Annotated in this window: 23 protein-coding genes and 1 pseudogene; 11 read left to right on the top strand and 13 right to left on the bottom strand. The window is 62.8% G+C overall.

Annotated elements, in window-relative coordinates; translation table 11 throughout:
* On the bottom strand, positions 1-399 hold a 399-nt coding region (locus PVA39_RS12270; RefSeq protein ID WP_274124273.1), incomplete at its 3' end, for an aldehyde dehydrogenase family protein.
* A gap of 261 nt (positions 400-660) precedes the next feature.
* Here PVA39_RS12270 and PVA39_RS12265 point away from each other — a divergent pair.
* Complete coding sequence (locus PVA39_RS12265) at positions 661-1059, top strand: hypothetical protein (RefSeq protein ID WP_274124272.1); 399 nt, start codon at positions 661-663, stop codon at positions 1057-1059.
* Between the two features lie 330 nt (positions 1060-1389).
* The gene (mqo, locus tag PVA39_RS12260) at positions 1390-3000 is read left to right on the top strand and encodes a malate dehydrogenase (quinone) (RefSeq protein WP_093506991.1); all 1611 of its coding nucleotides are present in this window, start codon (positions 1390-1392) and stop codon (positions 2998-3000) included.
* 91 nt (positions 3001-3091) lie between these two features.
* Here mqo and PVA39_RS12255 read toward each other — a convergent pair whose 3' ends face one another.
* Complete coding sequence (locus tag PVA39_RS12255; protein WP_274124271.1) at positions 3092-3820, bottom strand: amidotransferase; 729 nt, start codon at positions 3818-3820, stop codon at positions 3092-3094.
* Between the two features lie 189 nt (positions 3821-4009).
* Between PVA39_RS12255 and PVA39_RS12250 the strand changes: the two genes are divergently transcribed.
* Entirely contained in the window at positions 4010-4168 is a 159-nt protein-coding gene (locus tag PVA39_RS12250) for a hypothetical protein (protein ID WP_274124270.1), read from the top strand.
* Positions 4169-4248: 80 nt separating this feature from the next.
* Positions 4249-4515 (top strand): PepSY domain-containing protein, encoded by a 267-nt coding sequence (locus PVA39_RS12245; RefSeq protein ID WP_274124269.1) that lies wholly within the window; start codon positions 4249-4251, stop codon positions 4513-4515.
* Positions 4516-4922: 407 nt separating this feature from the next.
* On the opposite strand, the gene PVA39_RS12240 is transcribed toward PVA39_RS12245, so the two are convergent.
* The 4 genes from PVA39_RS12240 to PVA39_RS12225 form a co-directional block, all read right to left on the bottom strand.
* Positions 4923-5822, bottom strand: coding sequence for an AEC family transporter (locus tag PVA39_RS12240; protein WP_093506987.1), 900 nt, complete (start codon positions 5820-5822; stop codon positions 4923-4925).
* 115 nt (positions 5823-5937) lie between these two features.
* Complete coding sequence (locus PVA39_RS12235) at positions 5938-6735, bottom strand: transglutaminase family protein (RefSeq protein WP_274124268.1); 798 nt, start codon at positions 6733-6735, stop codon at positions 5938-5940.
* Positions 6732-7682 carry an alpha-E domain-containing protein gene (locus PVA39_RS12230; RefSeq protein WP_093506983.1) on the bottom strand — a complete coding sequence of 317 codons (951 nt, stop codon included), beginning with the start codon at positions 7680-7682 and terminating at the stop codon, positions 6732-6734. Before PVA39_RS12230 ends, PVA39_RS12235 begins: the two co-directional genes overlap by 4 nt.
* A gap of 2 nt (positions 7683-7684) precedes the next feature.
* Positions 7685-9094, bottom strand: a complete 1410-nt coding sequence (locus PVA39_RS12225; protein WP_147175949.1) for a circularly permuted type 2 ATP-grasp protein — start codon at positions 9092-9094, stop codon at positions 7685-7687.
* A gap of 368 nt (positions 9095-9462) precedes the next feature.
* On the opposite strand from PVA39_RS12225, the gene PVA39_RS12220 reads away from it, so the two are divergent.
* Together PVA39_RS12220 and PVA39_RS12215 are read left to right on the top strand one after the other, a co-directional pair.
* Complete coding sequence (locus PVA39_RS12220) at positions 9463-10506, top strand: M4 family metallopeptidase (protein WP_274124267.1); 1044 nt, start codon at positions 9463-9465, stop codon at positions 10504-10506.
* Positions 10503-10817, top strand: a complete 315-nt coding sequence (locus PVA39_RS12215) for a protealysin inhibitor emfourin (protein ID WP_274124266.1) — start codon at positions 10503-10505, stop codon at positions 10815-10817. Before PVA39_RS12220 ends, PVA39_RS12215 begins: the two co-directional genes overlap by 4 nt.
* Before the next feature lie 12 nt (positions 10818-10829).
* Here the strand turns inward: PVA39_RS12215 and PVA39_RS12210 are convergent, their stop codons facing one another.
* The gene (locus PVA39_RS12210; protein ID WP_147175953.1) at positions 10830-11177 is read right to left on the bottom strand and encodes a ribonuclease E inhibitor RraB; all 348 of its coding nucleotides are present in this window, start codon (positions 11175-11177) and stop codon (positions 10830-10832) included.
* A gap of 582 nt (positions 11178-11759) precedes the next feature.
* Between PVA39_RS12210 and PVA39_RS12205 the strand changes: the two genes are divergently transcribed.
* Complete coding sequence (locus tag PVA39_RS12205) at positions 11760-12311, top strand: hypothetical protein (RefSeq protein WP_178109851.1); 552 nt, start codon at positions 11760-11762, stop codon at positions 12309-12311.
* Between the two features lie 60 nt (positions 12312-12371).
* Here the strand turns inward: PVA39_RS12205 and PVA39_RS12200 are convergent, their stop codons facing one another.
* Positions 12372-14450 carry an LTA synthase family protein gene (locus PVA39_RS12200; RefSeq protein ID WP_274124265.1) on the bottom strand — a complete coding sequence of 693 codons (2079 nt, stop codon included), beginning with the start codon at positions 14448-14450 and terminating at the stop codon, positions 12372-12374.
* A 169-nt stretch (positions 14451-14619) separates the two neighbouring features.
* Between PVA39_RS12200 and PVA39_RS12195 the strand changes: the two genes are divergently transcribed.
* Entirely contained in the window at positions 14620-15495 is an 876-nt protein-coding gene (locus PVA39_RS12195; protein ID WP_274124264.1) for a DNA-3-methyladenine glycosylase family protein, read from the top strand.
* A gap of 2 nt (positions 15496-15497) precedes the next feature.
* A complete protein-coding gene (locus tag PVA39_RS12190; RefSeq protein ID WP_274124263.1) occupies positions 15498-15995 on the top strand; it encodes a methylated-DNA--[protein]-cysteine S-methyltransferase in 498 nt (165 codons plus the stop codon).
* Between the two features lie 209 nt (positions 15996-16204).
* Here PVA39_RS12190 and PVA39_RS12185 read toward each other — a convergent pair whose 3' ends face one another.
* The 3 genes from PVA39_RS12185 to aroC all read right to left on the bottom strand — a co-directional run bounded on the left by PVA39_RS12185 (position 16205) and on the right by aroC (position 19102).
* The gene (locus PVA39_RS12185; protein WP_274124262.1) at positions 16205-16750 is read right to left on the bottom strand and encodes an acireductone dioxygenase; all 546 of its coding nucleotides are present in this window, start codon (positions 16748-16750) and stop codon (positions 16205-16207) included.
* A 46-nt stretch (positions 16751-16796) separates the two neighbouring features.
* A complete protein-coding gene (locus tag PVA39_RS12180) occupies positions 16797-17942 on the bottom strand; it encodes an MFS transporter (protein WP_274124261.1) in 1146 nt (381 codons plus the stop codon).
* A gap of 68 nt (positions 17943-18010) precedes the next feature.
* Positions 18011-19102 (bottom strand): chorismate synthase, encoded by a 1092-nt coding sequence (aroC, locus tag PVA39_RS12175; protein WP_274124260.1) that lies wholly within the window; start codon positions 19100-19102, stop codon positions 18011-18013.
* A 164-nt stretch (positions 19103-19266) separates the two neighbouring features.
* On the opposite strand from aroC, the gene PVA39_RS12170 reads away from it, so the two are divergent.
* Positions 19267-20247, top strand: coding sequence for an alpha/beta hydrolase family protein (locus tag PVA39_RS12170; protein WP_274124259.1), 981 nt, complete (start codon positions 19267-19269; stop codon positions 20245-20247).
* A 48-nt stretch (positions 20248-20295) separates the two neighbouring features.
* On the top strand, positions 20296-21078 hold the full coding sequence (locus PVA39_RS12165) for a hypothetical protein (RefSeq protein ID WP_093506956.1): 783 nt from the start codon (positions 20296-20298) through the stop codon (positions 21076-21078).
* A gap of 343 nt (positions 21079-21421) precedes the next feature.
* Here PVA39_RS12165 and PVA39_RS23420 read toward each other — a convergent pair whose 3' ends face one another.
* Both PVA39_RS23420 and PVA39_RS23415 read right to left on the bottom strand, forming a co-directional pair.
* On the bottom strand, positions 21422-22126 hold the full coding sequence (locus PVA39_RS23420) for a methyl-accepting chemotaxis protein (protein WP_371257935.1): 705 nt from the start codon (positions 22124-22126) through the stop codon (positions 21422-21424).
* Between the two features lie 198 nt (positions 22127-22324).
* Positions 22325-23344: pseudogene (locus tag PVA39_RS23415) on the bottom strand (methyl-accepting chemotaxis protein); the annotation flags it as partial.
* Positions 23345-23410: the final 66 nt, after the last annotated feature.

Below are 23410 nucleotides of genomic sequence, written 5' to 3'. Positions count from 1 at the left end.
GCGGATGCAGCCGGCGAAGTAGCGGAAGTGATCGGCGGCCAGGGGTACGTCGGCGTTCAGGGTTTCGCGCACGGCCTTGCCGTTGTCCCAGGTCTCGGCTACGGCGAGCAGCTCGAGGTTGGCTTCGATACGGTCGGCGATCTTCAAGAGGATCAGCGCGCGGTCCTGCACCGACGTTTTGCCCCAGGCGTCGGCGGCAGCGTGGGCGGCATCCAGGGCCTTGTCGATGTCCTTGGCGTCCGAGCGCGGGAATTCGCCGATGGTCGAGGCGTCCACCGGGCTGGTATTGGTGAAGTACTGACCGCCCACCGGCGCGACGAACTCGCCGCCGATGTAGTTGCCGTAGCGCGATTTCAGGGTGACGACGGCGCCTGCGGTACCGGGTTTGGCATAAATCATTTGAGCGACCTCTTTATTGTGGGGGCCTGACTTCTGAGGCCAGAGACAGGCCGGGGCAATGTCGACAGCCGCGCGCCTTTGAATCGCCGTAAACCGGCGTGGCAGAGCCTGCGGCTGCCGAGCTGCTATCAGGATAGACGCCTTCGTCGTTTTTGCCGCGGGGCCCAGCGAAGCCAGTTGCCGCCCCACGGGGAAGATTCTCTGAACATTGCCAGAACCGGGGTAGTCACCTGATCACATGCCCACGATCAGGAGACCGACATGCACAAACTCATTGGCTCGACCCTACTGCTCGCCGCCCTGTTCAGCGCAGGTGCGCAGGCGGACGACGATGGCCTGACCCTACAGCAACAGCGCGACAAAATCGGCGACGAGATGGTTCAAGAACGCACCGGTACTCCGCCGGCTGACGTAAACGGTGCAGGCCAGTCGACTACCGATCCGATGCAACAGCAACAGCAACAGCAACAGCAACAGCAACAGCAGACGCCGCGCAGCACACTCAACTCCCCTGCCCGCCAGAACGGCACCGGCACCGGCACCGGCACCGAGCGACAGCCTTCCACAACCGCGCCAAACATAGGTGATAGCTCGACGGCTCCTGCCACCCCAGGAACCGGCGGTGGCAGCCAGGGCGTCGGCGGTGCGGCAACTCAATAAGGCGAGAATCCGCCACATCAACGACCCTTTCAGCGGCTCGACGGCGAAAACTCGCCAGTCGTGCCGCCTTCTTACTGCCACGCAATAAGCGCAGACTACTAATTAGCTGACTAATAGTTACGCAGGCATGGATCTTGCCTTTTGAGGCGGCCTGCGACGAAAGCGCGCAGATGAAGGTAAATGCCCGGCGTTTCAAAAAATCACCGGGGCTAGCCGGTTTCGCAGAACGAAACCTGGCGACGAGCCGCGAACTTGACCGCCTGCTTACCGCACGCGAGTCGGCGTCAGCCTCGCCGCCATGCAATCACATCACTGAAATGGTCTGTCTAAATGAAAAAACTCCTGTTGTCCTTCCTGTGCTTGAGCGCGCTCGGCTGCGCCAAGCAGCCCGAACCGGAAAAATCCGTGGACGTCCTGCTGATCGGCGGGGGCATCATGAGTGCGAGCCTTGGCACCTACCTCAATGAACTGGAGCCGAGCTGGAAAATCGACCTGTACGAGCGTCTGCCTGCGGTCGCCAGCGAGAGCTCCAATGCCTGGAACAACGCCGGCACCGGTCACTCGGCCCTTGCGGAGCTGAACTACACCCCGGAAAAAGAAGACGGCAGCATCGACATCAGCAAGGCAGTGACGATCAACGAGTCCTTCGAAATCTCCAAGCAGTTCTGGGCCTACCAGGTCGAGCAAGGCGTTCTGAAGAACCCGACTTCCTTCATCAATAACGTGCCGCACATGAGCTTCGTGTGGGGTGACAAAAACACCGCGTTCCTCAAGAAGCGCTATGAAGCGCTGCAGCACAGTTCGCTGTTCCGCGGCATGGAGTTCTCCGAGGACCCCGAGCAGATCAAACAGTGGGTACCGCTGGTGATGGAAGGCCGCGAGCCGGGCGAGAAAATCGCTGCCACGCGCATGGAGATCGGTACCGACGTAAATTTCGGCGAGATCACCAATCAGCTGCTCAACAACCTGTCGCAGAAAAAGGACGTGTTCAACGTTCACGTGCAACATGAAGTGCGCGACATCAAGCGCGCCGACGATGGCACCTGGAACGTCGTGGTGGCGGATCTGGCCAACGGCGAAAAGCTGAGCACCGTCAACGCCAAGTTCGTATTCATCGGTGCCGGCGGCGGCGCCCTCAAGCTGCTGCAGAAATCCGGCATTCCGGAAGCCGAAGGCTATGCCGGTTTCCCGGTTGGCGGCTCCTGGCTGGTCACTCGCAATCAGGACATCGTCCAGCAGCACCAGGCCAAGGTCTACGGCATGGCTTCGGTCGGCTCACCACCCATGTCGGTTCCCCACCTGGATACCCGCGTGATCGATGGCAAGAAGGCGCTGCTGTTCGGCCCGTTCGCCACCTTCTCCACCAAGTTTCTGAAGAATGGTTCGCTGCTGGACATGTTCGGCACCATGACCACCCACAACATTTCGCCGATGGTCAATGCGGGTATCGACAACTTCTCCCTGAGCACCTACCTGATCGGCCAGCTGATGCTCAGCCAGGAAGACCGCATGGATTCGCTGCGCGAGTACTTCCCGATGGCCCGTGACGAAGACTGGGAAATGCTGCAGGCCGGCCAACGCGTACAGATCATCAAGAAGGATGCGGAGAAAGGCGGCATCCTGCAGTTCGGCACCGAAGTGGTCAGTTCCGAAGACGGCTCCATTGCCGCACTGCTGGGTGCATCGCCGGGTGCTTCCACCGCCGCGCCGATCATGCTTCATCTGATGGAGCGTACCTTCAAGGACAAGATCAAATCGCCGGAGTGGCAGGCCAAGCTGAAGGAGATCATCCCCTCCTACGGCCAGAACCTGAACAACAACCTGGAACTGACCAACCAGACCCGCGCCTGGAGCAGCGAGCGTCTGCAGTTGAAGTTCGTCGAGGTCAAGCCGGAGGCGCAAGCCGAGGATGCGCAGCAGGCAGAAGCTGCAGCGCTGTAAATCTGGCTAAGCGGCGTCTCTAAGCGAGGCGCCCAGCTGAAACGAAAAACGGCCCGCGAGGGCCGTTTTTTTATGGATGGTCAGCAAGCGCTCACGCCGGCTGTGCGGCCTTGCCGTTGGCCACGAAGCGCAGCATCCACTCGCCGACTGTACGCCCGTGGTGGGCCTGATCCAGCGTCTGGACCGCCGCCCGGTAAGTGGGTTCGCCGATGTGCTGCTGGCGGATGTCCAGCAAAGCCCGGGAATACTCGGGCACGAATTCGGGGTGGCCCTGGAAACACAGCACCTGATCGCCGATGCGGTAGGCCGCGTGGGCGCAAAACGGGCTGGTGGCCAGCAGCGTGGCGTTTTCCGGCAAGCGGGTTACCTGGTCCTGATGACTGATCAATAGCGTCAGCTCATCTAGTTTCGGCGTCATCCAGTCGGGCTGTTCGGTGAGCTGGTAATGATGGATACCCACGCCCCAACCCGCGCTCGCCCGCTCTGCCTTGCCACCGAGCAACAACGCCAGCAGCTGGTGACCGAAGCAGATACCCAGCAACTTGTCGCCGGCCTGGTAACGCTCGAGCAGGTACACCTTCAACGTTTCGATCCAGGGGTCGGTGGCGAAGGAGTCGGCCTTGCTGCCGGTGACCAGATACGCATCGAAGCGCGCATCGGCAGGCGGATAGTCGCCCTGCATCACATTGAACACGTGGAACTCGGCGGCGATGGCCTGGCCCGCGAAGAGACGTTCGAACATCTTGCCGTAGCCCTGATACTGGTCGACCAGCTCGGGACGCAGGATGTCGGTTTCCAGAATGCAGATCTGCAGCGACATGGCGGTACCTGAAAAGAGAAACGAAGCAGGCAAAGCCTGCCTTGGCTGCTGCATCAAGGCAAGAGGCATGCCGCTATCCGAACCATCAGCCGTTTCGATGGCCACCATAAGCCATATTCACTTCTCCCCCAGCACGGGCGCGCCGATGATTGCGGCATCGGCCCAACGGCCCTTCACGAGCACGGCCTCATGCACAGCTACGCGCGCAAAGGCGCCCTGGCCGCCATCGCGTTCTACCTGGCAATCGCCCTGCCCCTATTGGCGGCCAGCATGCAGCACCCGAGTCCACCAGTGCCGACACTGAGCGAAGCACCAGCGGCCGCACCAGACCAGGGCAGTTTTACCTGAACCCCAAGCGAAGCGTGGAACTCCAACGACCAGTGCCTGTTCGCAGGTACGACATTCCTATTGCGTAAAGGAGTTCCACGATGCTCAAGAAGACTCTGACTGCCCTTACCGCCGCTGTTGCCCTGAGCGCAGGCACCGCCATGGCCGACCGCCCGGGCGCCGACTGGATCAGCATCGAGCAGGCGCTGAGCAGCGCCAAGCAGGCTGGGTATACCCAGATTCACAAGATCGAGGCCGACGATGCCGGCTATTGGGAAGGTGAAGGCACCAAGCAGGACAACCGTCTTTATGAGTTCCGTGTGGATGGCAAGACTGGCAAGGTTATCCGTGAGCAGCTGGACGACTGATCCAGCCTAGGAAGACCGGCCCCAGTGGCCGGTTTTTCATTGACTCGCGCGAGCCCGACGAACGGTTATGTCCAGCGCAACAACCATTGCAGCACGCACAACGTCTGGCTCCACGGTTGTACGCAAGTAGCAAAGCGTTCCATATCCTTGTAGCAGGATAAAACGCCTTTTTAGCAACAAAGCGATCTAAAAAATCAAATCGCCCGCTCTACAGTCAATACATATGCCGTCGGGTTTTGCCGAGGCGCTGGGGACGAGGCGGTTTTCACGGCCCACATGACAACAATCACAAAAGGTGAATGGCCATGTTCAAGAAACCCAAATTCCGCCAAGCGGGGCTGATCCTCTTCGCCACCGCCGTTCTGCTGATTCTTCCCAACCTGAGCCGCATGATTGGCTGACGCCGATCAGCCGACTCGGGGCATCCACCAGGCCAGGATCAGCGGCAGCCAGCCAATGGCCAAGAGCGTCGAACACATCACCAGGCTCGCGACTTGTTCGGGCGAGCGATTGGCGCGGATCGCGAACAGGTAGTTGAATACCGCCACCGGCATCGCCGACTGCACCACCAGCACGGCGTGAGTCAGCGGCTCCAGCCCCATCACCGCACCGATTGCCCAGCCGACGCCAGCCCCCAGCATGATGCGCAGCGCCCCCAGCACCAGGCCGGATCCCAGGTGGTGTAGGCGAATGCTGGCCAGTGAGACGCCCAGGGTCAGTAGCATCAGCGGAATGGTCATGCCGCCCAAAAGGCCTACGGTATTGGCGACCCAGCGTGGCAACTGCAGATCCCAGAAAATCATTGGCAAAGCCACAATCAAGCTGATCATGATCGGGTTGCGCAGCAGGTTGCCCAGTAGCTGCTTGGTAGAGGTCGCGCTGCCGGACAACGCGACGCCAACGCTGAATTGCATGATCGACAACGTAAGGAAGAACGCCACGGCAAGCGCCAAGCCATGTTCGCCAAAGGCATACAGGCTGATCGGCAGGCCCATGTTGCCGGTGTTGGGAAACAGGAACGCCGGCACCAACACCTTCCACTGCTGGCGGAACAGCCGACTGAACAGCGCGCCGAACAGCCCCATGCATAGGGTCACCAGTACGCAACCCAGGGCCATGCTGGTAAACGCTTCGGGGTCGATATCGGCGCGGCTGAGGGTCGCCAGTACCAGGCTCGGCGTGCCGATGGTCAGCACCAGGCGGGCGATGAACTCGGTGGGGTATTGCTGGCCGCTACGGGCCCAGGCATAGCCGATGCCGGAAACGATGATCACCGGCGCCAGTACAGCAAACAACTCGGCCAGCATGGCCTCTCCCTTCGGGCAAAGCGCGCATGCTAGGGGCGATCAGCTGCTGATCGCAAGCGCTGACGGCATGAACGGACACCGCGATCTTGCACAACTGGCTCGCTGCCCTCAGCTATCACTGTGCCTGCACCTGTATCAGCGGCTCGACATCGACCCTCGCCATCATCCGCTCGCTGCCGCCGCCACGGCGCATGCCGCGTACCGGGCAGGCATCTAGGTAATCCAGGCCGATGGCCAGCTTGAGATGGCGCTCCGGGCGCGCCAGACAGTTGGTCACGTCGAAGCTGTACCAGGCGCCATCGAGCCAAGCCTCGGCCCAGGCGTGGCTGGCCAGGTGATCCTGACTATCGGTCACCAGATAGCCAGATACGTAACGCGCTGGAATGCTGAGGCTGCGCGCGCAGGCGAGAAAGGCGTGGGCATGGTCCTGACAGACGCCCTGGCGCCCGGCGAACGCTTCGGCGGCGCTGGTTTCCACGGCAGTGGCCCCGGGCTGATAGCGAATGTGGTCGTTGAGGCCATGCATCAGGTCGATCAGCGCGTTGCGATCACGGCGCTGGGCGCACTGCTTCCAGGCGAACTCACGCAGCGCTGCATCCGCCTCTGTCAGCCGAGTGAAGCGCAGAAACGGCAGCGCCGACTGGCTCTCGTGCTCGGCATCACTGGACTCGTCGATATCTACCAGGCCTTGGGCGCCGATGACGATCGATTCGTGGGGTTCGTCCAAGGTCAGCACATGAAGGATATTGCCGTAGGGGTCACGCTGCGCACGAACCGGGCGCGGCAGATCCAGTTTCCAGTCGAGGATTTGCTGGCGAGTGCTGTCATGGGGCGTAAGGCGCAGATACTGAATGCTGGCCCGCACCTGATCATCGTAGTGATAGCTGGTGTTGTGGCGAATGGACAGTCTCATGCGACCTCCAGATAGGACGTGTGAATGGCGCTGCCGAGTTCGTGAATCTGCTCGATGAATTCGGTCAGCCAGGCGTGCAGCCCCTCCTCCAGCACCTCATCGATGCTGGTGTAGCGCAGCCGCGCATTGAGTTCGGCCGCCAGGCGCTGCGCCGGGCGGCCGTTGTCGCCGGGCAGGCCGGCGAGCATCTGGTACAACTCGTCCATGCAGGCGCTCAGCGAGCGCGGTACCTCGCGACGCAGCAACAGCAATTCCGACACTTTGCGCGCGCCCGGCGAGCCCCGATAGACCTCGGCGAACGCCTCGAACGAGGACAGCGCGCGCAGCAAGGCGCTCCACTGGTAATAACTGTGAGCCGGCCGGCCATCGACCTCGTCGACGTCCTCGCCCATCAGTTCGTAGCGTGAATCGAGCAGGCGCAGGGTGTTGTCGGCGCGCTCGATGAAGGTTCCCAGGCGAATGAAGCGATAGGCCTCGCCACGCACGATGGTGCCGAAGGTGGCGCCACGGAACAGGTGCGAGCGCTCCTTGACCCACTCGCAGAAGCGGCTGATGCCATAACGGCCCAGCCCCTGCTCGGCGATGCCGCGAATTTCCAGCCAGGTGGCGTTGATGTTCTCCCACATGTCGGCCGTGATGCGCCCGCGCACGGCGTGGGCATTGCTGCGTGCCGCACCCAGGCAGCTGTAGATGCTCGCGGGGTTCTCGGCGTCCAGAGCGAAGAAATGCAGAATACGCTCGGCGTGCAGCGCGCCATGGCGTTGCTGGTAATCCTCCATGGTGCCGGTGATCAGCAGTGGCATCGCCAATTCGTCGAGGCCACCACGGCGCCCGTCCTGTGGCATCAGCGACAACGAGTAGCTGACGTCCAGCATGCGCGCCAGGTTCTCCGCGCGCTCCAGATAGCGGGACATCCAGTACAGGTCAGAGGCGGTTCTCGATAGCATGCTCAGTCCTCCACCACCCAGGTGTCCTTGGTGCCGCCGCCCTGCGACGAGTTGACCACCAGCGAGCCTTCACGCAGCGCCACGCGGGTCAGGCCGCCAGGCACGATGCGTGTTTCCTTGCCGGACAGCACGAAGGGGCGCAGGTCGATGTGCCGCGGCGCGATGCCGTTCTCCACGAATGTCGGGCAGGTCGACAGGCACAGCGTCGGTTGGGCGATATAGGCTTCCGGCCTGGCAATCAGGCGCAGGCGAAAGGCCTCGATTTCCGCGTTGCTGGCCGCGGGACCGACGAGCATCCCGTAACCGCCCGAGCCCTGGGTTTCCTTGACCACCAGGTCCTTCAAGTTGGCCAGCACGTGCGACAGCTCGGCCGGCTTGCGGCACTGCCAGGTCGGCACATTCTTGAGGATCGGCTCCTCGTCCAGATAGAAACGAATCATCTCGCCGACATAGGGGTAGATCGATTTGTCGTCCGCCACGCCGGTGCCGATGGCATTGGCCAGCACCACGTTGCCCGACCGATAGGTGGAAAGCAGGCCGGGCACCCCGAGCATCGACTCCGGGTTGAAGGCCAACGGATCGAGAAAGGCGTCATCCAGGCGGCGATACACCACATCGACCTGCTTGGCGCCAGCGGTGGTGCGCATGAACAGCTTGTCGTCACGCACGAACAGGTCGGCGCCCTCCACCAGCTCGACGCCCATTTCCCGCGCCAGAAACGCGTGCTCGAAATAGGCGCTGTTGAACCGCCCTGGGGTGAGGACCACCACGGTCGGGTTGTCGAGCGGGCTGGAGCTCTTCAGGGTGTCGAGCAGCAGGCTGGGATAGTGATCGATGGGGGCGATGCGCTGGTTGGCGAACAGCTCGGGGAACAGGCGCATCATCATCTTGCGGTCTTCGAGCATGTAGCTCACGCCACTGGGGGTACGCAGGTTGTCCTCGAGCACGTAATAGGTGCCGTCGCCATCGCGCACCAGATCGACGCCGGCGATATGCGCATACAGGTCACGGTGCAGATCGAGACCCTGCATCGCCAGTTGATAGCCTTCGTTGGCCAGCACCTGTTCGGCCGGAATCAGGCCCGCCTTGATGATGCGCTGATCGTGGTAGAGATCGGCGAGAAACATGTTCAGCGCCTGCACGCGCTGGATGCAGCCACGCTCGACGATACGCCATTCGCTTGCTGGAATGCTGCGCGGAATAATATCGAAGGGAATCAGCCGCTCGGTGCCCTGAGCGTCGCCATATAGGGTAAAGGTGATGCCGGCGCGGTGAAAAAGCAGGTCCGCCTCACGGCGGCGCTGGTCGAGCAGTTCCTGAGGGGTTTCCTGCAGCCAGCGGGAAAAGGCCTGGTAATGGGGGCGGCAGGTGCCGTCCGGCAGGTGCATCTCGTCGTAAAAGGCGCGGGTCATGCTCTACTCCTTGCAACCCAGTTCGACGCAGACATTGCAAGCGTCGAGCCACCGAATTTAGGCCTTTATAATCAAGTACTTATTTTTAAAACCGGACCGCCTTGCACCATATTGGAGCGCAATGAGCGCACTCAGGTAGGTTGCCTGCACAATCTGCTGACATCGGCTTTCCAGACCGCCTGACTAAGCTGCTCTGCCCCATGAAATCTCGGACAGGCGAGACGGCAAAGCATTGCACTTTTATGTAGCGTGCCCTTTTGTCCAGAAATGTCAGCGCGGCGGAAACATTGCCGGCGTGTAGCGTTCCCACCTGAGAGTGGTCAGGTATCGACCTGGCCGGCATGCCTCTCCGGACAAGGATTCCCACCATGAACCGCAGCCTGATCCCGCCCTACCTTCTCGACCGCATCATCGGCCACGGCTCCGAGCAGCAGCGCGATTGCGCGCGCAATACCCTGCAGCACGTTGCCTCCCTCAGGCACAACAACGGCAAGCCGCGCCCGAATAACGTGCAGGCGCGCCAGCTGATGGCCGCTGGCCAACCCGAGCGCAGCATCCATGATGCGCAGCAGCAGATGCAGCTGCCCGGACAACTCGTTCGCGGCGAAGGCCAGCCGGCCAGTGGCGACGAGGCGGTCGACGAAGCCTACGAGGCCCTGGGTGCCACCTACCGGTTCTTCCACGAGGTGCTCGGCCGGCATTCCATCGATGGTAATGGCCTGCCGCTGATCGGCACCGTGCATTACGGCCAGCGCTACGAGAACGCCTTCTGGAACGGTGAGCAGATGGTTTTCGGCGACGGTGACGGCGAGATCTTCAACCGTTTCACCATTGCCCTGGATGTGGTCGCCCACGAGCTGACCCATGGAGTGATCGACAGTGAAGCGGCGCTGGTTTACGTCAACCAGCCTGGGGCGCTCAACGAATCGCTGTCCGACGTGTTCGGCATCCTCACCAAGCAATACGCCTTGCAGCAGACGGCCCAGCAGTCGGACTGGATCATCGGCGCCGGCTTGCTTACCGAGTGGGTCAACGGCAAGGGCCTGCGTTCCATGGCAGAACCTGGTAGCGCCTACGAGGATCCGCTGCTGGGCAAGGACCCGCAGCCGGCCCACATGCGCGACTTCGTTAAGACCCGCGAGGATAATGGTGGCGTTCACATCAACTCGGGCATCCCCAACCGCGCCTTCTACCTGGCCGCCACCGCGCTGGGCGGCCACGCCTGGGAAAAGGCCGGGCCGATCTGGTACGACACCTTGTGTGATGAACGGCTAGGCAACGACGCCGACTTCACCGCCTTCGCGAGCCTGTGCGTGGATCGCGCCGCACAGCGCTTCGGCCAGAGCTCAAGCGAAGCCGCTGCGGTAGCCAAAGCCTGGAAGGATGTGGGCGTCGAGGTTACGCAACCATGAACAAGCTGCCGCCGTTGACCGACGAGGCCCTGGTGCGCATATCGCGCCAGGGCGGTTTCGCGGCGATTGCCGCGCTCAACCGCCCACGGGAGATCGACTTCGCTCAGTGCGACCCAGAACAGCGTGGCCAGGTGTGCTCGCTACTGGAAGCCTGCCTGCCGATAGCCAGCAGCCACCCTGGCCAGGGTGACCGACGCTTCTATCGCATCGAGCTTCGAAGTTGCGCCGAGCGCGCGCAGGAGATGGTGCTGAACGTTCCCGAGGAGCAGGCTCCCCGGGATCTGGTGACACTTTGGGAAAAAGGACTGTAGCGCCGAGCGACGCTACTCGTGCGAGCTGGCGGCGCTGATCTGCTGGGTCACGCCCCAGCCGTCCAGCTCACCGCCCAGAGGGATCACCACCGACTCCAGATCTTGGGCGAAATCACCGATGCCGGCCGGCGTCACGTGCATGACCTTGCTGACCTGCAGATACCAGTCGCCCTCGTCACGCTCGGTGACCTGGGCGTGTAGGCTCTCGCCGCGAAAGTTGCGAGTGGCCTTCAGGGCCCGGTCCTGGTCGGGAAAAATAGCGTAGAACTCGATGGGATGGACGCTGGCGAAATCGAATCCGCCTTCCTTCATGCGGCGCAGAATGCCGCTACCAACATCTTCGTGCAGAATCGTGCTCATAGTTGATCTCCATCAGACGAGGATTGGATACGCCGCAAAACGGCGATCTGACTCAACATGCAACACACGGCGCACCGTGATGACGCGAAGGCCTGGGGCCTCTGGTACGAGCTGAAGTGAAGATACGTGCTCGATCAACGCAGCACGCCCTCAAAGCATAGACCGCGGGGCGCGCCGGGTCATGCAACTATCTTTTTCCGCAGTTCGTCGGACCACAGCGCCAGCCCGTGGTGCCGTGTCATACCCGCAATTGAAGCCACGCCCTGCTGGCGGCGCCACCTGCATCGTGCTTGCCGCCCCGACACAGCAGGCCTCCATTGCCCACGGCAAATGGCTGGTCGATCAGCATCTGGATAAAAGTCGGGATCTTTTTTGCGAAAACGTGGCCAAACGCCACGCAGCATGAGACTGCAGCGAAAGGCCTGCATACGCAGCGGGCCTTTTGCTCTGCGCCGGCATACCCATGCCTGATTCTCCCGGTCTCATGCCTTACCGACTCGGCCGCCTCGCGCGGCCGTTCCCATTCGAGACGAAGGTTGGATTTTCATGGCGAACCGTACGCTTTCAATTTCCGCTGTTGTGATGACCAGTATTCTGGCGCTGAGCGCCTGCAGCGACGCCAGCAATACCCCCGCCAAAACCGCCTCCGCCGCCCAGAGCAGCCCGCCCAAGCTGCAGGAAAAGGAGGACCTGAGTCCCTTCGCCGGCTTTGCCAGCGCCCGGTTCGGCAGTGACGAAACAGCCGTGCGCGCAGCCTGGAAAGGCTCGCTGCGTGACGGCGGCGGCTCGGACACCTGCCGCCAGCTGTTCCAGGATCCACGCCCGGCCAACGGCTTCGGCACCTCATTCATGCTCGAGAACGGACAATTCGTGCGTTATGACATCGACACCCGCGAGCGCAAGGCGCCCCGCGGCCTACAGGTGGGCAGCAGTTCCCAGCAAATTCGCGCGACCTATCCGGGGCGCTTCGAGGAGCAGCCCAACAAATACGAGCCAGGTGCCACCGATTTCATCGTCACGCCTTACACCGATAGCGACGCTCGCCTGGTATTCCAAACCGATAGCAATGGTGTAGTGACCCGGTGGCGCATCGGCCTGCCGCCTGCGGTGTTCTACGTGGAAGGCTGCAGCTAAATCGCTCCCCTCCAATAAATAAAAAAACCGGCGCTAGGCGCCGGTTTTTTTATTGATGTTTCAGGGCTGCGGTTTATCCGGCATGCCGTCCACCACGCCTGCGGTGTTATCCAGCAGGCTCTTGGTAGCGGTTTGCAGGAAGGCCTCCAGGCGTTTCTTCAACGTCTCATCGACCGGGCCTTCAATACGCGTGGCCGCCGGCTTTGCACCCAGCTGATAGCGGTACATCCGCGGCTCGAAATCCTTGGGCTGCACCAGTATCTGGTCAGCCGTGACGATGGCCACGGTCTGATCACCGCCCGAAGGTTTGATCACTCCTACACCTGTGTCGCCCTCAGGCAGATTGAGCAGGTCACGGCCCCAGCACTGGTGGCGTGCATCGCCACCGAGGCGGCCCATGATGGTTGGCACGATATCGACCTGGGTGCCGACGGTGTGGCTGACCTTGCCGAACTTCTCCTGAATGCCGGGGGCGATCAGCAAGAGCGGCACGTTGAAACGGTGCAGGTCGATATCGGTCAGCTGATCGGGCGCTACGTAGCCATGGTCACCGACCACCACGAACAGCGTCTGGTTGAAATACGGCTCCTTGCGCGCCTTCTCGAAGAACTGCCCCAACGCCCAGTCCGAATAGCGCATGGCGGTGCGGTGCAGGTCTTCCTTGCCGTCGATCATCACCCGCTCCACCGGCAAATCCTTGGGCAGTGCATAGGGCGTATGGTTGGAAAGAGTCTGTAGCAGCGCGTAGAAGGGTTTCTGGCCGTAATTGGTTTTCAGCTCCAGGGCGCCGCGGTCGAACATGTCCTGATCGGACACGCCCCAGGTCGGGTCCATGAACACCGGGTCGACGAAATCCTCGCGGCCAATGAAATTGGTCATGCCCTGGTTGCTGAAGAAGCCGGATTGGTTGTCCCACTGGAAATTGCCGTTGTAGACGTACAGGTTGTCGTAGCCACGGGCGCTGAGCAGCTGCGGCAAGCCGGAGAACTTGTGGGCACCTTCCGGCGTGCGCATCAGGTACTCGAAGCTCGGCAGGTTCGGGAAGCACGCCATGGTGGCGAACATGCCCTGATGGGTGTGGGTGCCGTTGGAGAAGAAACGGTCGAACAGCAGCCCTTCCTTGCTCAGCTTGTCGAAGTTCGGCGTGATATTGCCCGGTGCTCCAAGCGCGCCGACTGAATGGCCGGCGAAGCTTTCCATCAGGATCACCACCACGTTGCGAATCGGTAGGGTCTTGTCGCTCGGCGGCGTGTAGACACGGCGGATGGCGGCGCTGTCGGCGTCGACCAATTGGTCGTCCGGGGTCAGCAGCATGTCGCGAGTGATCTGCCGGGCCTGCTCATCCTCCATGGTCGACTTCCAGGTGTTGTCACGGTGCGCGCCGAATGTTGCCTGAGCGGCACTGACCAGGGTCAGCGTGCCATTGAGGCCCAGCTGGTTGGCGAACATCGATTCGGTGGTGTAGGCATCACCCCAGCGCAGCGGCGGCCCCTGACGCAAATGACCACGGGCAGCGATCACCGCGATCAGCAGGCACAGAAAGAACGCCGAGAAGCGCCAGTACCAGGCCACCGTCGGCCGAGCGGTACCCGCAGCAACCGGCGTTTTGGTCCGACTGGCGCGGTCGAAACGGCTGAACATCCACCACAGCAGGCCGGTGATCACGGCCCAGGCGATCAGATAGCGCGCCACCGGAAAGCCGTTCCACAGCATGCTCATCACCGTGGTTTGGTCTTCCTGAAGGTACTGGAACACCAGGCTGTTCAGGCGCTGGTGGAATTCCTTGTAGAAATCCAGCTCGGCCAGGCCGAGAAACAGCGTGATGCTGGCGAACAAGGTCAGCCAGGTGCGCTGCCAGATGCGCGCGAGCATGACGCGGGTGCTGAGTAACGCGATCAGCAGCGGCGCACAGGCGTAAACCACCACGCGCAGGTCAAAGCGCATCCCATTGTAGAAGGCTTCCACAAAGGCGGCGCCCGGCGTGTCGCCGATCAGCTCGCGGTTATAGACCAGCAAGGCGACGCGCAGCAGCGTGTACATCACCAACAGGGCAAGGCCGCTGTAGAGGGTGAAGAGCAACTGGCTGCGTAAGGGATTCGATGTTTTTTGAGGGGTGCCCTGAACTGCTGTAGGGGTCATGTTCGATCTTCCGCTTGAGACATTTACGGCAGGCCCGGCCAATTCGGCGAGCGGCGCCGCAGCAGTGTGCCCGCTCGGATGTGAAAATTTTGTCGACACTGGTCGACGGCCAGTTTGAAAGTCACTTTACCCGCAGACAAAGCCCCGCGGCGACGTTATCGTCATCGGCATGACAGACACCATCCTTACCCTGCCTTACCGAGCGCCTTGGGACTGGCGGCAGTTTCACGGGCATTTCCAGCTGCGCGCCATTGCCAGCCAGGAATGCCTGGGCGAGCGCAACTATTGTCGCAGCTTTCGCCTGGGCGAAATCACCGGCTGGTTTCGCATCACCGCCCTGTCCGGCCAGCACGCCCTGACGCTTGAACGCAGCGCTTCGGCCAACGCCTGCCTGCCGGAATTGGTACAGCGCGTACGGCGCATGTTCGACCTGGACGCTGAACCTGCGCTGATCGCCGCGCATTTCGCGGCCGACCAATATCTGGCAGAGATGCTGGCACGCAATCCAGGCCTACGCCTGCCGACCGCCTTCGATGCCTTCGAGCAAGCGGTGCGCGCCATCGTCGGCCAGCAGGTCACCGTCAAGGCCGCGGTGACTATCACCGGGCGTTTGGTAACGCGGCTTGGCGAATCGCTGGAGGGAGCCCCCGACGGTATCGACCGGCTGTTTCCAACGCCGGCGGCCATCGCCGAGGCCAATCTCGACGGCATCGGCATGCCCGGCAAACGGGTGCAGACCCTGCAGCATTTCGCCGCCCAGGTTGCCAGCGGCGCGCTACGCCTGGAGATCAGTCAGGGGGCGAGCGAGCTGATCGAGCAGCTGTGCGCTCTGCCCGGCATCGGCCCATGGACAGCCGAATACATCGCCCTGCGTGCTTTCGGCGACGCCGACGCCTTCCCCGCCAGTGACCTGGGCCTGCTCAAGGCGCCGATCTGGGGCCCGGCCGGCATCAGCGCCCGGCAACTGCAATTGCATGCCGAGGCCTGGCGGCCGTGGCGCGCCTATGCCGCCGCGCATCTGTGGCATAACTACTCGGGAGGCTGAGGATGTTCTATCGCTATCAGGAAAGCCCTATCGGCCGCCTGTTCATGGTCGGCGACGAGCACGGTCTGCAGCAGTTGCTGATGAACGTGGAGCGCACGCCCTGGCGGATCGGTGATGGCTGGCGCGAGGCCGGCTCACAGCTCGATGACGCCAGCCGCCAGCTCGATGAATACTTCGAAGGCCGCCGGCGACGCTTCGAGCTGCGCCTCAACCCGCAGGGTACGCCCTTCCAGCAGGCGGTTTGGCGAGCGCTGCAGCAAATTCCCTTCGGTAAGATCGACAGCTACAGCGCCCTCGCCCAGCGCATCGAGCGGCCCAAGGCGGTACGCGCGGTGGGTGCGGCCAATGGCGCCAACCCGATCTGCATCATCATTCCCTGCCACCGGGTGATCGGTCGCGACGGCAGCCTGACCGGCTTTGCCGGCGGCCTGCCGCGCAAACAGCTGCTGCTGGAGCTCGAAGGAGCGGTGCCTCGCCCCCAGGCCAGCCTGTTCGACTGAGAACCTGTTCATGATCCAGATTCGTCGACTTTGGCAGCTAAGGGCGGATACGTGGATTTTGTAGGAGGGGCTTTAGCCCCGAGCTCTTTGCTTGCATTAATAAAAACTCGCGGCTAAAGCCGCTCCCACTCAGCCGCTGAGCGACCGTTTCTGCTTTGTAGTTGCCGCCTGATGAGCATAAAGATCGTGAACAGGCTCTGGCAGGCGGCTCAGTCTTCCAGACGCGGGAAATCCGCAGCGATGGCATCGTGACTCGGCCTGGGCTGTGCCGCGTTCCCGCCAGACAGTCGAATCGCGGCACAGTGCGGGAACTCGCCCAGATCGAACCAGTGGCGCGTACCGGCCGGCACGCTGATCAGCGCATTGCGCTCACCGACCAAGGCATACACGTAGTCATCGACATGCAGGCTCAGCAGGCCCTGCCCGGCCAGGAACAGGTACAGCTGCGCGCCGTCGGCCAGCACCTCCACCGGCGCGTCGGCCGGCTTGTCGCCCTCGCGGGGCCAGTGGCGCTGGTCGATGCTGATCACCTCGGCCTGGCTCAGGTCGCTGTCACGCTTGAGCTGCTCCAGAGTGTCGCCCAGCGCAGCCAGAATTTCCTGCTCGCTAGCACCCGCCTGCACCCTGCTTTGCAACGGCAATTCGCGAAATTCGATACCGACCGCCGCCAGGGTGCTGGCGATGTCTTCGGCGTGGCCCAGCACCTTGTTGGGGATCTGCGGGCTGGATTGGTGGTGAACGCTCAGGCGACTCATGGGTGATTCCTGTCTGCTGTCGGCCACCTGATGGCGACCGGGTATGTCATGTCGGCTCGGCCGTGCGTCGGGCCATGATAGCGGCTGCGAGCAGCGCGGCCAGCCCCGCCAGGGCGAATGTCCACTGCGGACCAAGGCCGTTCCAGCTGTATCCGGCGTACAAGGCACCCAGCGCGCCGCCAATGCCGGCCAGCGAGGCGTACAGCGCCTGCCCCTGGCCCTGTTGGCGCGCGCCAAAACTGCGCTGTACGAAGGCGATGGAGGCGGCGTGGAAACTGCCGAAGGTGGCGGCATGCAGCACCTGAGCGAACAGCAGTACGCTCAGGTGATCGGCCAGAAAGCCCATCAGCACCCAACGCAGCGCGGCGATGGCGAAGCTGGCGACCAACACCTGACGCAGGCTGAAATGACGCAGCAGCCTCGCCATGGCCATGAACACCAGCACCTCGGCGACCACGCCTAGCGCCCAGAGCATGCCGATCAGGCTGCGGCTGTAGCCGAGGTGCTCCAGGTGAATGCTCAGAAAGGTGTAGTACGGCCCGTGGGACAGCTGCATCAGCGCCACGCAAACGTAGAAAGCCAGAATCCCAGGCTGCCTGAGCTGCCCCAGAAAACCACCCTGACCCGCAGACTGCGACGACGCCAGCGGTTGGGCATCCGGTACCCAGAAACTACTCAGGGCGATGCCGGCGATGATGATCAGCAGTGTCCAGGGATACACATCCAGACTCAGCAGGTCGAAGGCCTTGCCCAGGCCGACCACACTGAGAATGAAACCGATCGAGCCCCACAGGCGGATCTGCGCATAGCGCGCCGATTGCTCGCGCAGATGCGCCAGGGTGATGACCTCGAACTGCGGCAGCACCGCATGCCAGAAGAACGCATGCAACGCCATCACCAGTGCCAGCCAGGCATAGCTGTGGCTGACGAAGATCAGGCTCAGGCTGAGCAAGGTGCACAGGGCGCCCAACCGCACGATCAGCAGGCGCCGGCCGCTGTAATCACCCAGCCAGCCCCACAGGTTAGGCGCGATGCAGCGCATCAGCATGGGAATGGCCACCAGCTCGCCGATGCGTGCCGATGAGAAACCCAGATGCGCGAAATACAGCCCGAGAAACGGCGCCGTGGCGCCCAGCAGCGCGAAGTAGAAGAGATAGAAACCGGACAACCGCCAGTACGGGAGTGCAGCCATGGGCACCAGACCTCAGGCTGCTGGTGCGAGCAGAGCGCCGGCCCCGCTCGCGGCGCGCAGCGGCATGCTCACAGCTGCGGCAGCACCGGCGTATTCACGCGCACGTCGGCGTTCTGTCCACGGTGACGCAGCAGATGATCCATCAGCACCATGGCCATCATCGCTTCGGCGATAGGCGTGGCGCGGATGCCGACGCAGGGGTCATGACGGCCCTTGGTGATCACGTCCGCCGGGTTGCCATCCACATCGATGGAGCGGCCCGGCGTGGTGATGCTGGACGTCGGCTTGAGCGCCAGGTGAGCCACGATCGGCTGGCCGCTGGAAATACCACCAAGAATGCCGCCGGCGTGATTGGACACGAAGCCTTGCGGGGTCAGCTCGTCACGGTGCTCGGTGCCGCGCTGGGCAACGGCCGCGAAACCATCACCGATTTCCACGCCCTTGACCGCGTTGATGCTCATCAACGCATGGGCCAGCTCGGCGTCCAGGCGGTCGAAGATCGGCTCGCCGAGGCCCGGCATCACGCCTTCGGCCACCACGGTGATCTTCGCGCCTACCGAATCCTGGTCGCGGCGCAGCTGGTCCATGTAGGCCTCCAGCTCGGGCACCTTGGCAGGATCAGGGCTGAAGAAGGCGTTCTCTTCCACCGAATCCCAGGTCTTGAACGGAATCTCGATAGGGCCGAGCTGGCTCATGTAGCCACGGATGACGATGCCCTGGCTGGCCAGGTACTTCTTGGCGATGGCACCGGCCGCCACACGCATGGCGGTCTCACGGGCCGAGCTGCGGCCGCCGCCGCGGTAGTCGCGGATGCCGTACTTATGGTGGTAGGTGTAGTCGGCATGGGCCGGGCGGAACAGGTCCTTGATCGCCGAGTAGTCCTTGGACTTCTGGTCGGTGTTGCGGATCAGCAGGCCGATGGCGCAGCCGGTGGTCTTGCCTTCGAACACCCCGGAGAGGATTTCCACCTCGTCGGCTTCCTGACGCTGGGTGGTATGGCGACTGGTGCCGGGCTTGCGGCGATCCAGGTCGCGCTGCAGGTCGTCCAGGGAAATCTCCAGGCCGGGCGGGCAGCCGTCGACGATGGCGACCAGCGCCGGGCCATGGCTCTCGCCTGCCGTGGTGACGGTGAACAGCTTGCCGAAGGTATTGCCGGACATTGCGCGAGGCTCCAGAGAAGTTCGATCCGCAGCCTGCGGCGAAAAGGCAGGCCCATGAAGAAAGCCGCTGAGTATACTCCCAGCCAACCGCCGAGATCACCCGCGCGCGAACCTTTGGCCATTGGCCAGCGTCCAACAGAGCCCATCACAGACCTGCCACCATCATGCTGCGAGCCCTGCTTTTGACCCTTTCCCTGTTTACCGGCCTGGTTCAGGCCGCTCCCATCCTGCGTGAGCCGGTCAGCCTGGATACCGGCCAGGGCGTGCTGAACGGCTCGCTGGTACTACCGCAGCGCGACGCGCCGGTACCCGTGGTGCTGCTGGTGGCCGGCTCCGGGCCGACCGACCGCAACGGCAACAACCCTGGTGGCGGCCATAACGACGCCCACCGCAAGCTGGCCATGGCCCTGGCCCAGCAAGGCATCGCCAGCGTGCGCTACGACAAGCGCGGCATCGGCGAAAGCTTTGCCGCCACGCCCCATGAGCGCGACCTCAGCGTTGAGCGTTATGCGGCCGACGTGGTCGCCTGGGTGCAGCAGCTGCGCCAGGACAAACGCTTCAGCCAGGTAATTCTGGTCGGCCACAGCGAAGGTGCGCTAATCGCCACACTGGCAGCCAATCAATCGGGTGCCGATGCTCTGGTGTCCATCGCCGGCAGTGCGCGGCCCATCGACCAGCTGCTGCGCGAGCAACTGCGCAACCGCCTGCCGCCGCGCCTGCGTGGCGAAGCCGAGACGCTGCTCGAAGCCCTGCATGAAGGACGCCAGGTGCCCCAGGTGTCGGACGAGCTGACGGTGCTGTTTCGTACCAGCGTGCAGCCTTACCTGATTTCCCTGTTCCGCCAGGATCCCGCGGCCGCCTTCGCCCAGGTCAAGGCGCCGGCGCTGATCCTGCAGGGCGATCACGACATTCAGGTCAGCGTGCAGGACGCCGAGGCGCTGCATGCTGCCAACCCAAGGGCGGAGCTGCAAATCGTCAACGGCATGAACCATGTGCTGCGCATCGTGCCGATGGACATGGAGGCGCAACTAGCGTCCTATAACAACCCGGATCTGCCGCTTGCCCGCGGCCTGACCACCCGCCTGGCAAGCTTCATCAAGGCACTGCCGCCTGCAGATAACGGCAAGGCTGCCGATAACGGCTAGAACCGATCATGAGCCCGCCCTGCCAGGCGGCTCCCCAAGGAGCGCCAGATGACCGACAGCGAAACCACCGCCGTCGCCCCGCCGGAAAGCGAACAGCCCGCCCCTTCCCATCCCTGGGACGGCCTTGGGCCGGAGCATTTTCGCCTGCTGCGTCTGTCGCCCCTGCCCGTCGACCGCCACACCGGCGCCCGCCCGCTGCGCTTCGTGCAGCTAGGCCGTGTAGAGCGGCACAGCAAGGAACAGAGCCTGCTGCGCCTGAGCCTGCAGCTGCCCGGCCAGAAGGTGCGCAAGGAGCAAAACGTACTGGAACTGTGGCTCGATCACCGCAACAAGGAAGCGCGCTTCGGCCCTGACAGCGGCCTGAGCCTGGAGCCCCAGAACCGAGGCCTGGGGCGCTTCCTGCTGGCCCAGGCGGCAGCCTGGGCCAAACAGCACTGCGCCCACTACACCCTGGAAAGCGGCCCGCTGCCGAGCCGCGATGCGCTCAACGACGAAGCCCGCGCGCGCCGCGATCACTGCCTCAAGGCCCAAGGATTCAGCGTCGATTACCAGGAAAATCAGCTCAAGGCGCAGTACAGCGCCTCGCGCCTAAGCGCCCTGCACAGCGACTGGAATGGCGAGAAGGTGCAGTTCATCGAACAGCTGGACGCCGCGCAGATGCTGCAACAGGCCGACCAGAACCTGCAGGAGCAGGACGTACAGTTGCGCAAGCAGCGCGAGCGCCTGGAGCAACTCAAGCGTGAGGATGGCGGCCTGCGCTTCACCATCGGCTGTCTGGTGGCCTTCTGTCTGTTCCAGGCCGGTTTGCTGATCTGGATAGCAACCCACTAAGCGCCGACCTCTTTTTGACTTCAAAGTGGCGTTAGCGGCCGTTCGCCGACCTATTGTGGGAGCGCGCCATGCGCACGAAAACACAGATACTGCGCCGATGTACGCTTCTGCCTTGTAGCAGACCGTAGGATGGGTCGGGCCGCGTGGGTGAAACCCATCAATTGCTATGGGTTTCACCCGTCCTACGGTCACCGACCCCTTTTGCCTTATTGCAGCCTGCTTATGCATCTAAAAAATCGTGAACAGGCTCCAAACCATCACCACTCCGCCATTGCTACCAATACGAAAAAGGCCGTAGCTCCTGCAAGCTACGGCCTTTTCATTTGTCAGCGAAACGTGCCGATCAGACGCGGAAGTGACTGACCATCTGCTGCAGCTGGCTACCCAGGCGAGCCAGCTCGACGCTGGAGGCGGCGGTTTCCTCGCTGGCGGCAGCCGTTTGCTCGGAGATGTCGCGCACGTTGATCACGCTGCGGCTGATCTCCTCGGCCACCGCACTCTGCTGCTCGGCAGCGGCAGCGATTTGCTGGTTCATCGACTGGATGTTGGACACCGTACGGGTGATGCTTTCCAGCGAACCACCGGCCTTGCGGGTCAGCTCCACGGTGCTGTCGGTCAGCTCGCGGCTGCTGTGCATGATGTTGGCGACCTGCTGGGTGCCATGCTGCAGGCCGGCGACCAGCTCCTCGATCTCCTCGGTGGATTTCTGCGTGCGCTGGGCCAGGCCACGCACCTCGTCGGCGACCACGGCGAAACCACGGCCGGCTTCACCAGCGCGGGCGGCTTCGATGGCGGCGTTGAGGGCCAGCAGGTTGGTCTGCTCGGCCACCGCCTTGATCACGTCCATCACGCTGCCGATCTTGTTGCTCTCCTGCTGCAGGTGGCTCATCGCTTCGGTGGAGCGCGTCACTTCGGCAGCCAGGCGCTCGATCTGCGCGATGGCCTCGCCGACCACGCGATCACCCTGATTGGCTTCGCGGTCGGCATCGGAGGCGGCCCGCGAGGCGTCGGCGGCGTTGCGCGCGACTTCCTGAACAGTGGCAGACATCTCGTGCATGGCGGTGGCTACCTGATCGGTTTCCACTTTCTGGCTGTTCACCCCGGCGCTGGTCTGCTCGGTCACGGCCGACAGCTCTTCGGCGGCGCTGGCGATCTGGGTGACACCGTCGCGGATGCCGCCAATCAGGTCGCGCAATGTACTGCCCATGCGCTGGATGCCCAGCTGCAGCACGCCCATTTCGTCGCGACGGGTCACCTGCAGGGTCTGGCTCAGGTCGCCACCAGCGATGCGCTCCACGGCGACCAGGGTTTCCTGCAGCGGGCGGGTGATCTGGCGGGTGATCAGCCAGGCCGCCAACACACCGACCAACAGTGCGATCAGCGTGGTAGTCAGCTGCAGGGTGCGGGCTGAGGTGGTTTCGCTGTTGCGGCGCTCCATCTGGATAGCGGTCAGCTCCTTGCTGATGCGCACGATCTCGTAGCCTTCGTCGGTCAGCTCCTTGCGCGCCACAGCGATGGTGTCGATAGCGGCCTTGAAGGCCATGACCGCATCACGGTACTTGTCCAGCGCCGCGGTAACCTGGTTGACGCGCTGCGGGTGCTCGGCAGCGAAGGCCTGGCGGAAGTCGTCCATGTCCTTGATGGTGGTATCGATCTGGGCGACGGCCACGCGCTCGGCATCGGCATTCGGGCTGCCGGTATAGCCGCGCACCTGGTAACGCACCAGCTGCCAGTCTTCCTTGGCTTTGGTAATGGCCTGGAACTGGGCGGCGCGGCTGTCATCGTAGGGCGGCAGGTTCATCACCGCCGTGTTGATCTCATTGATCGCTTCGCCCGCACTGACCGCATTGCGAGTCATCTCCTGGCGCGCGTCGTTGCTGGCACGAAAGCCACTGCGCATCTTGTTCAGCGACAGCTGATAGGCATCGATCTGCGCGCCCTGGGCCTGCAGCAAGCGCACGTTATCGGGGCTCTTGAACTTGGCCAGTACCTGGCCGTGCTGAGCTTTGAAGCCATCAAGGGACTTCTGCACGGTTTCGGCGATGGTTTCATCGCCGTTGGCCAGCATGTACTGCAGGCGGGTGACACGCAGGTCGGTCAGGGTATCGTTCAGGTGAGCGATATCCGCCGTCCAGTCGCTGCGCTGCACCAGGCTACCGAGGCTGGTCCAGCCGACCAAGGCAAGAATGCAGGTGAGCGCGAGTACGAGGCCGAAACCCAAGGCAAGTTTCAGGGTGACGCTGATGTTCGAAAACCAGCTGTTCATCAATAGTTCTCCGACTTTTTTAACCGAGTTAGAGCAGCTGGAGAGTTGTTGTTGGACCAGTCTGAT

Origin of the sequence: Pseudomonas sp. CNPSo 3701 (assembly GCF_028674975.1) — a bacterium.
In the GTDB taxonomy this organism is placed as follows: domain Bacteria; phylum Pseudomonadota; class Gammaproteobacteria; order Pseudomonadales; family Pseudomonadaceae; genus Aquipseudomonas; species Aquipseudomonas straminea.
The sequence above is the reverse complement of the archived record's forward strand: the minus strand, read 5'-3'. Positions and strand labels throughout refer to the sequence as shown.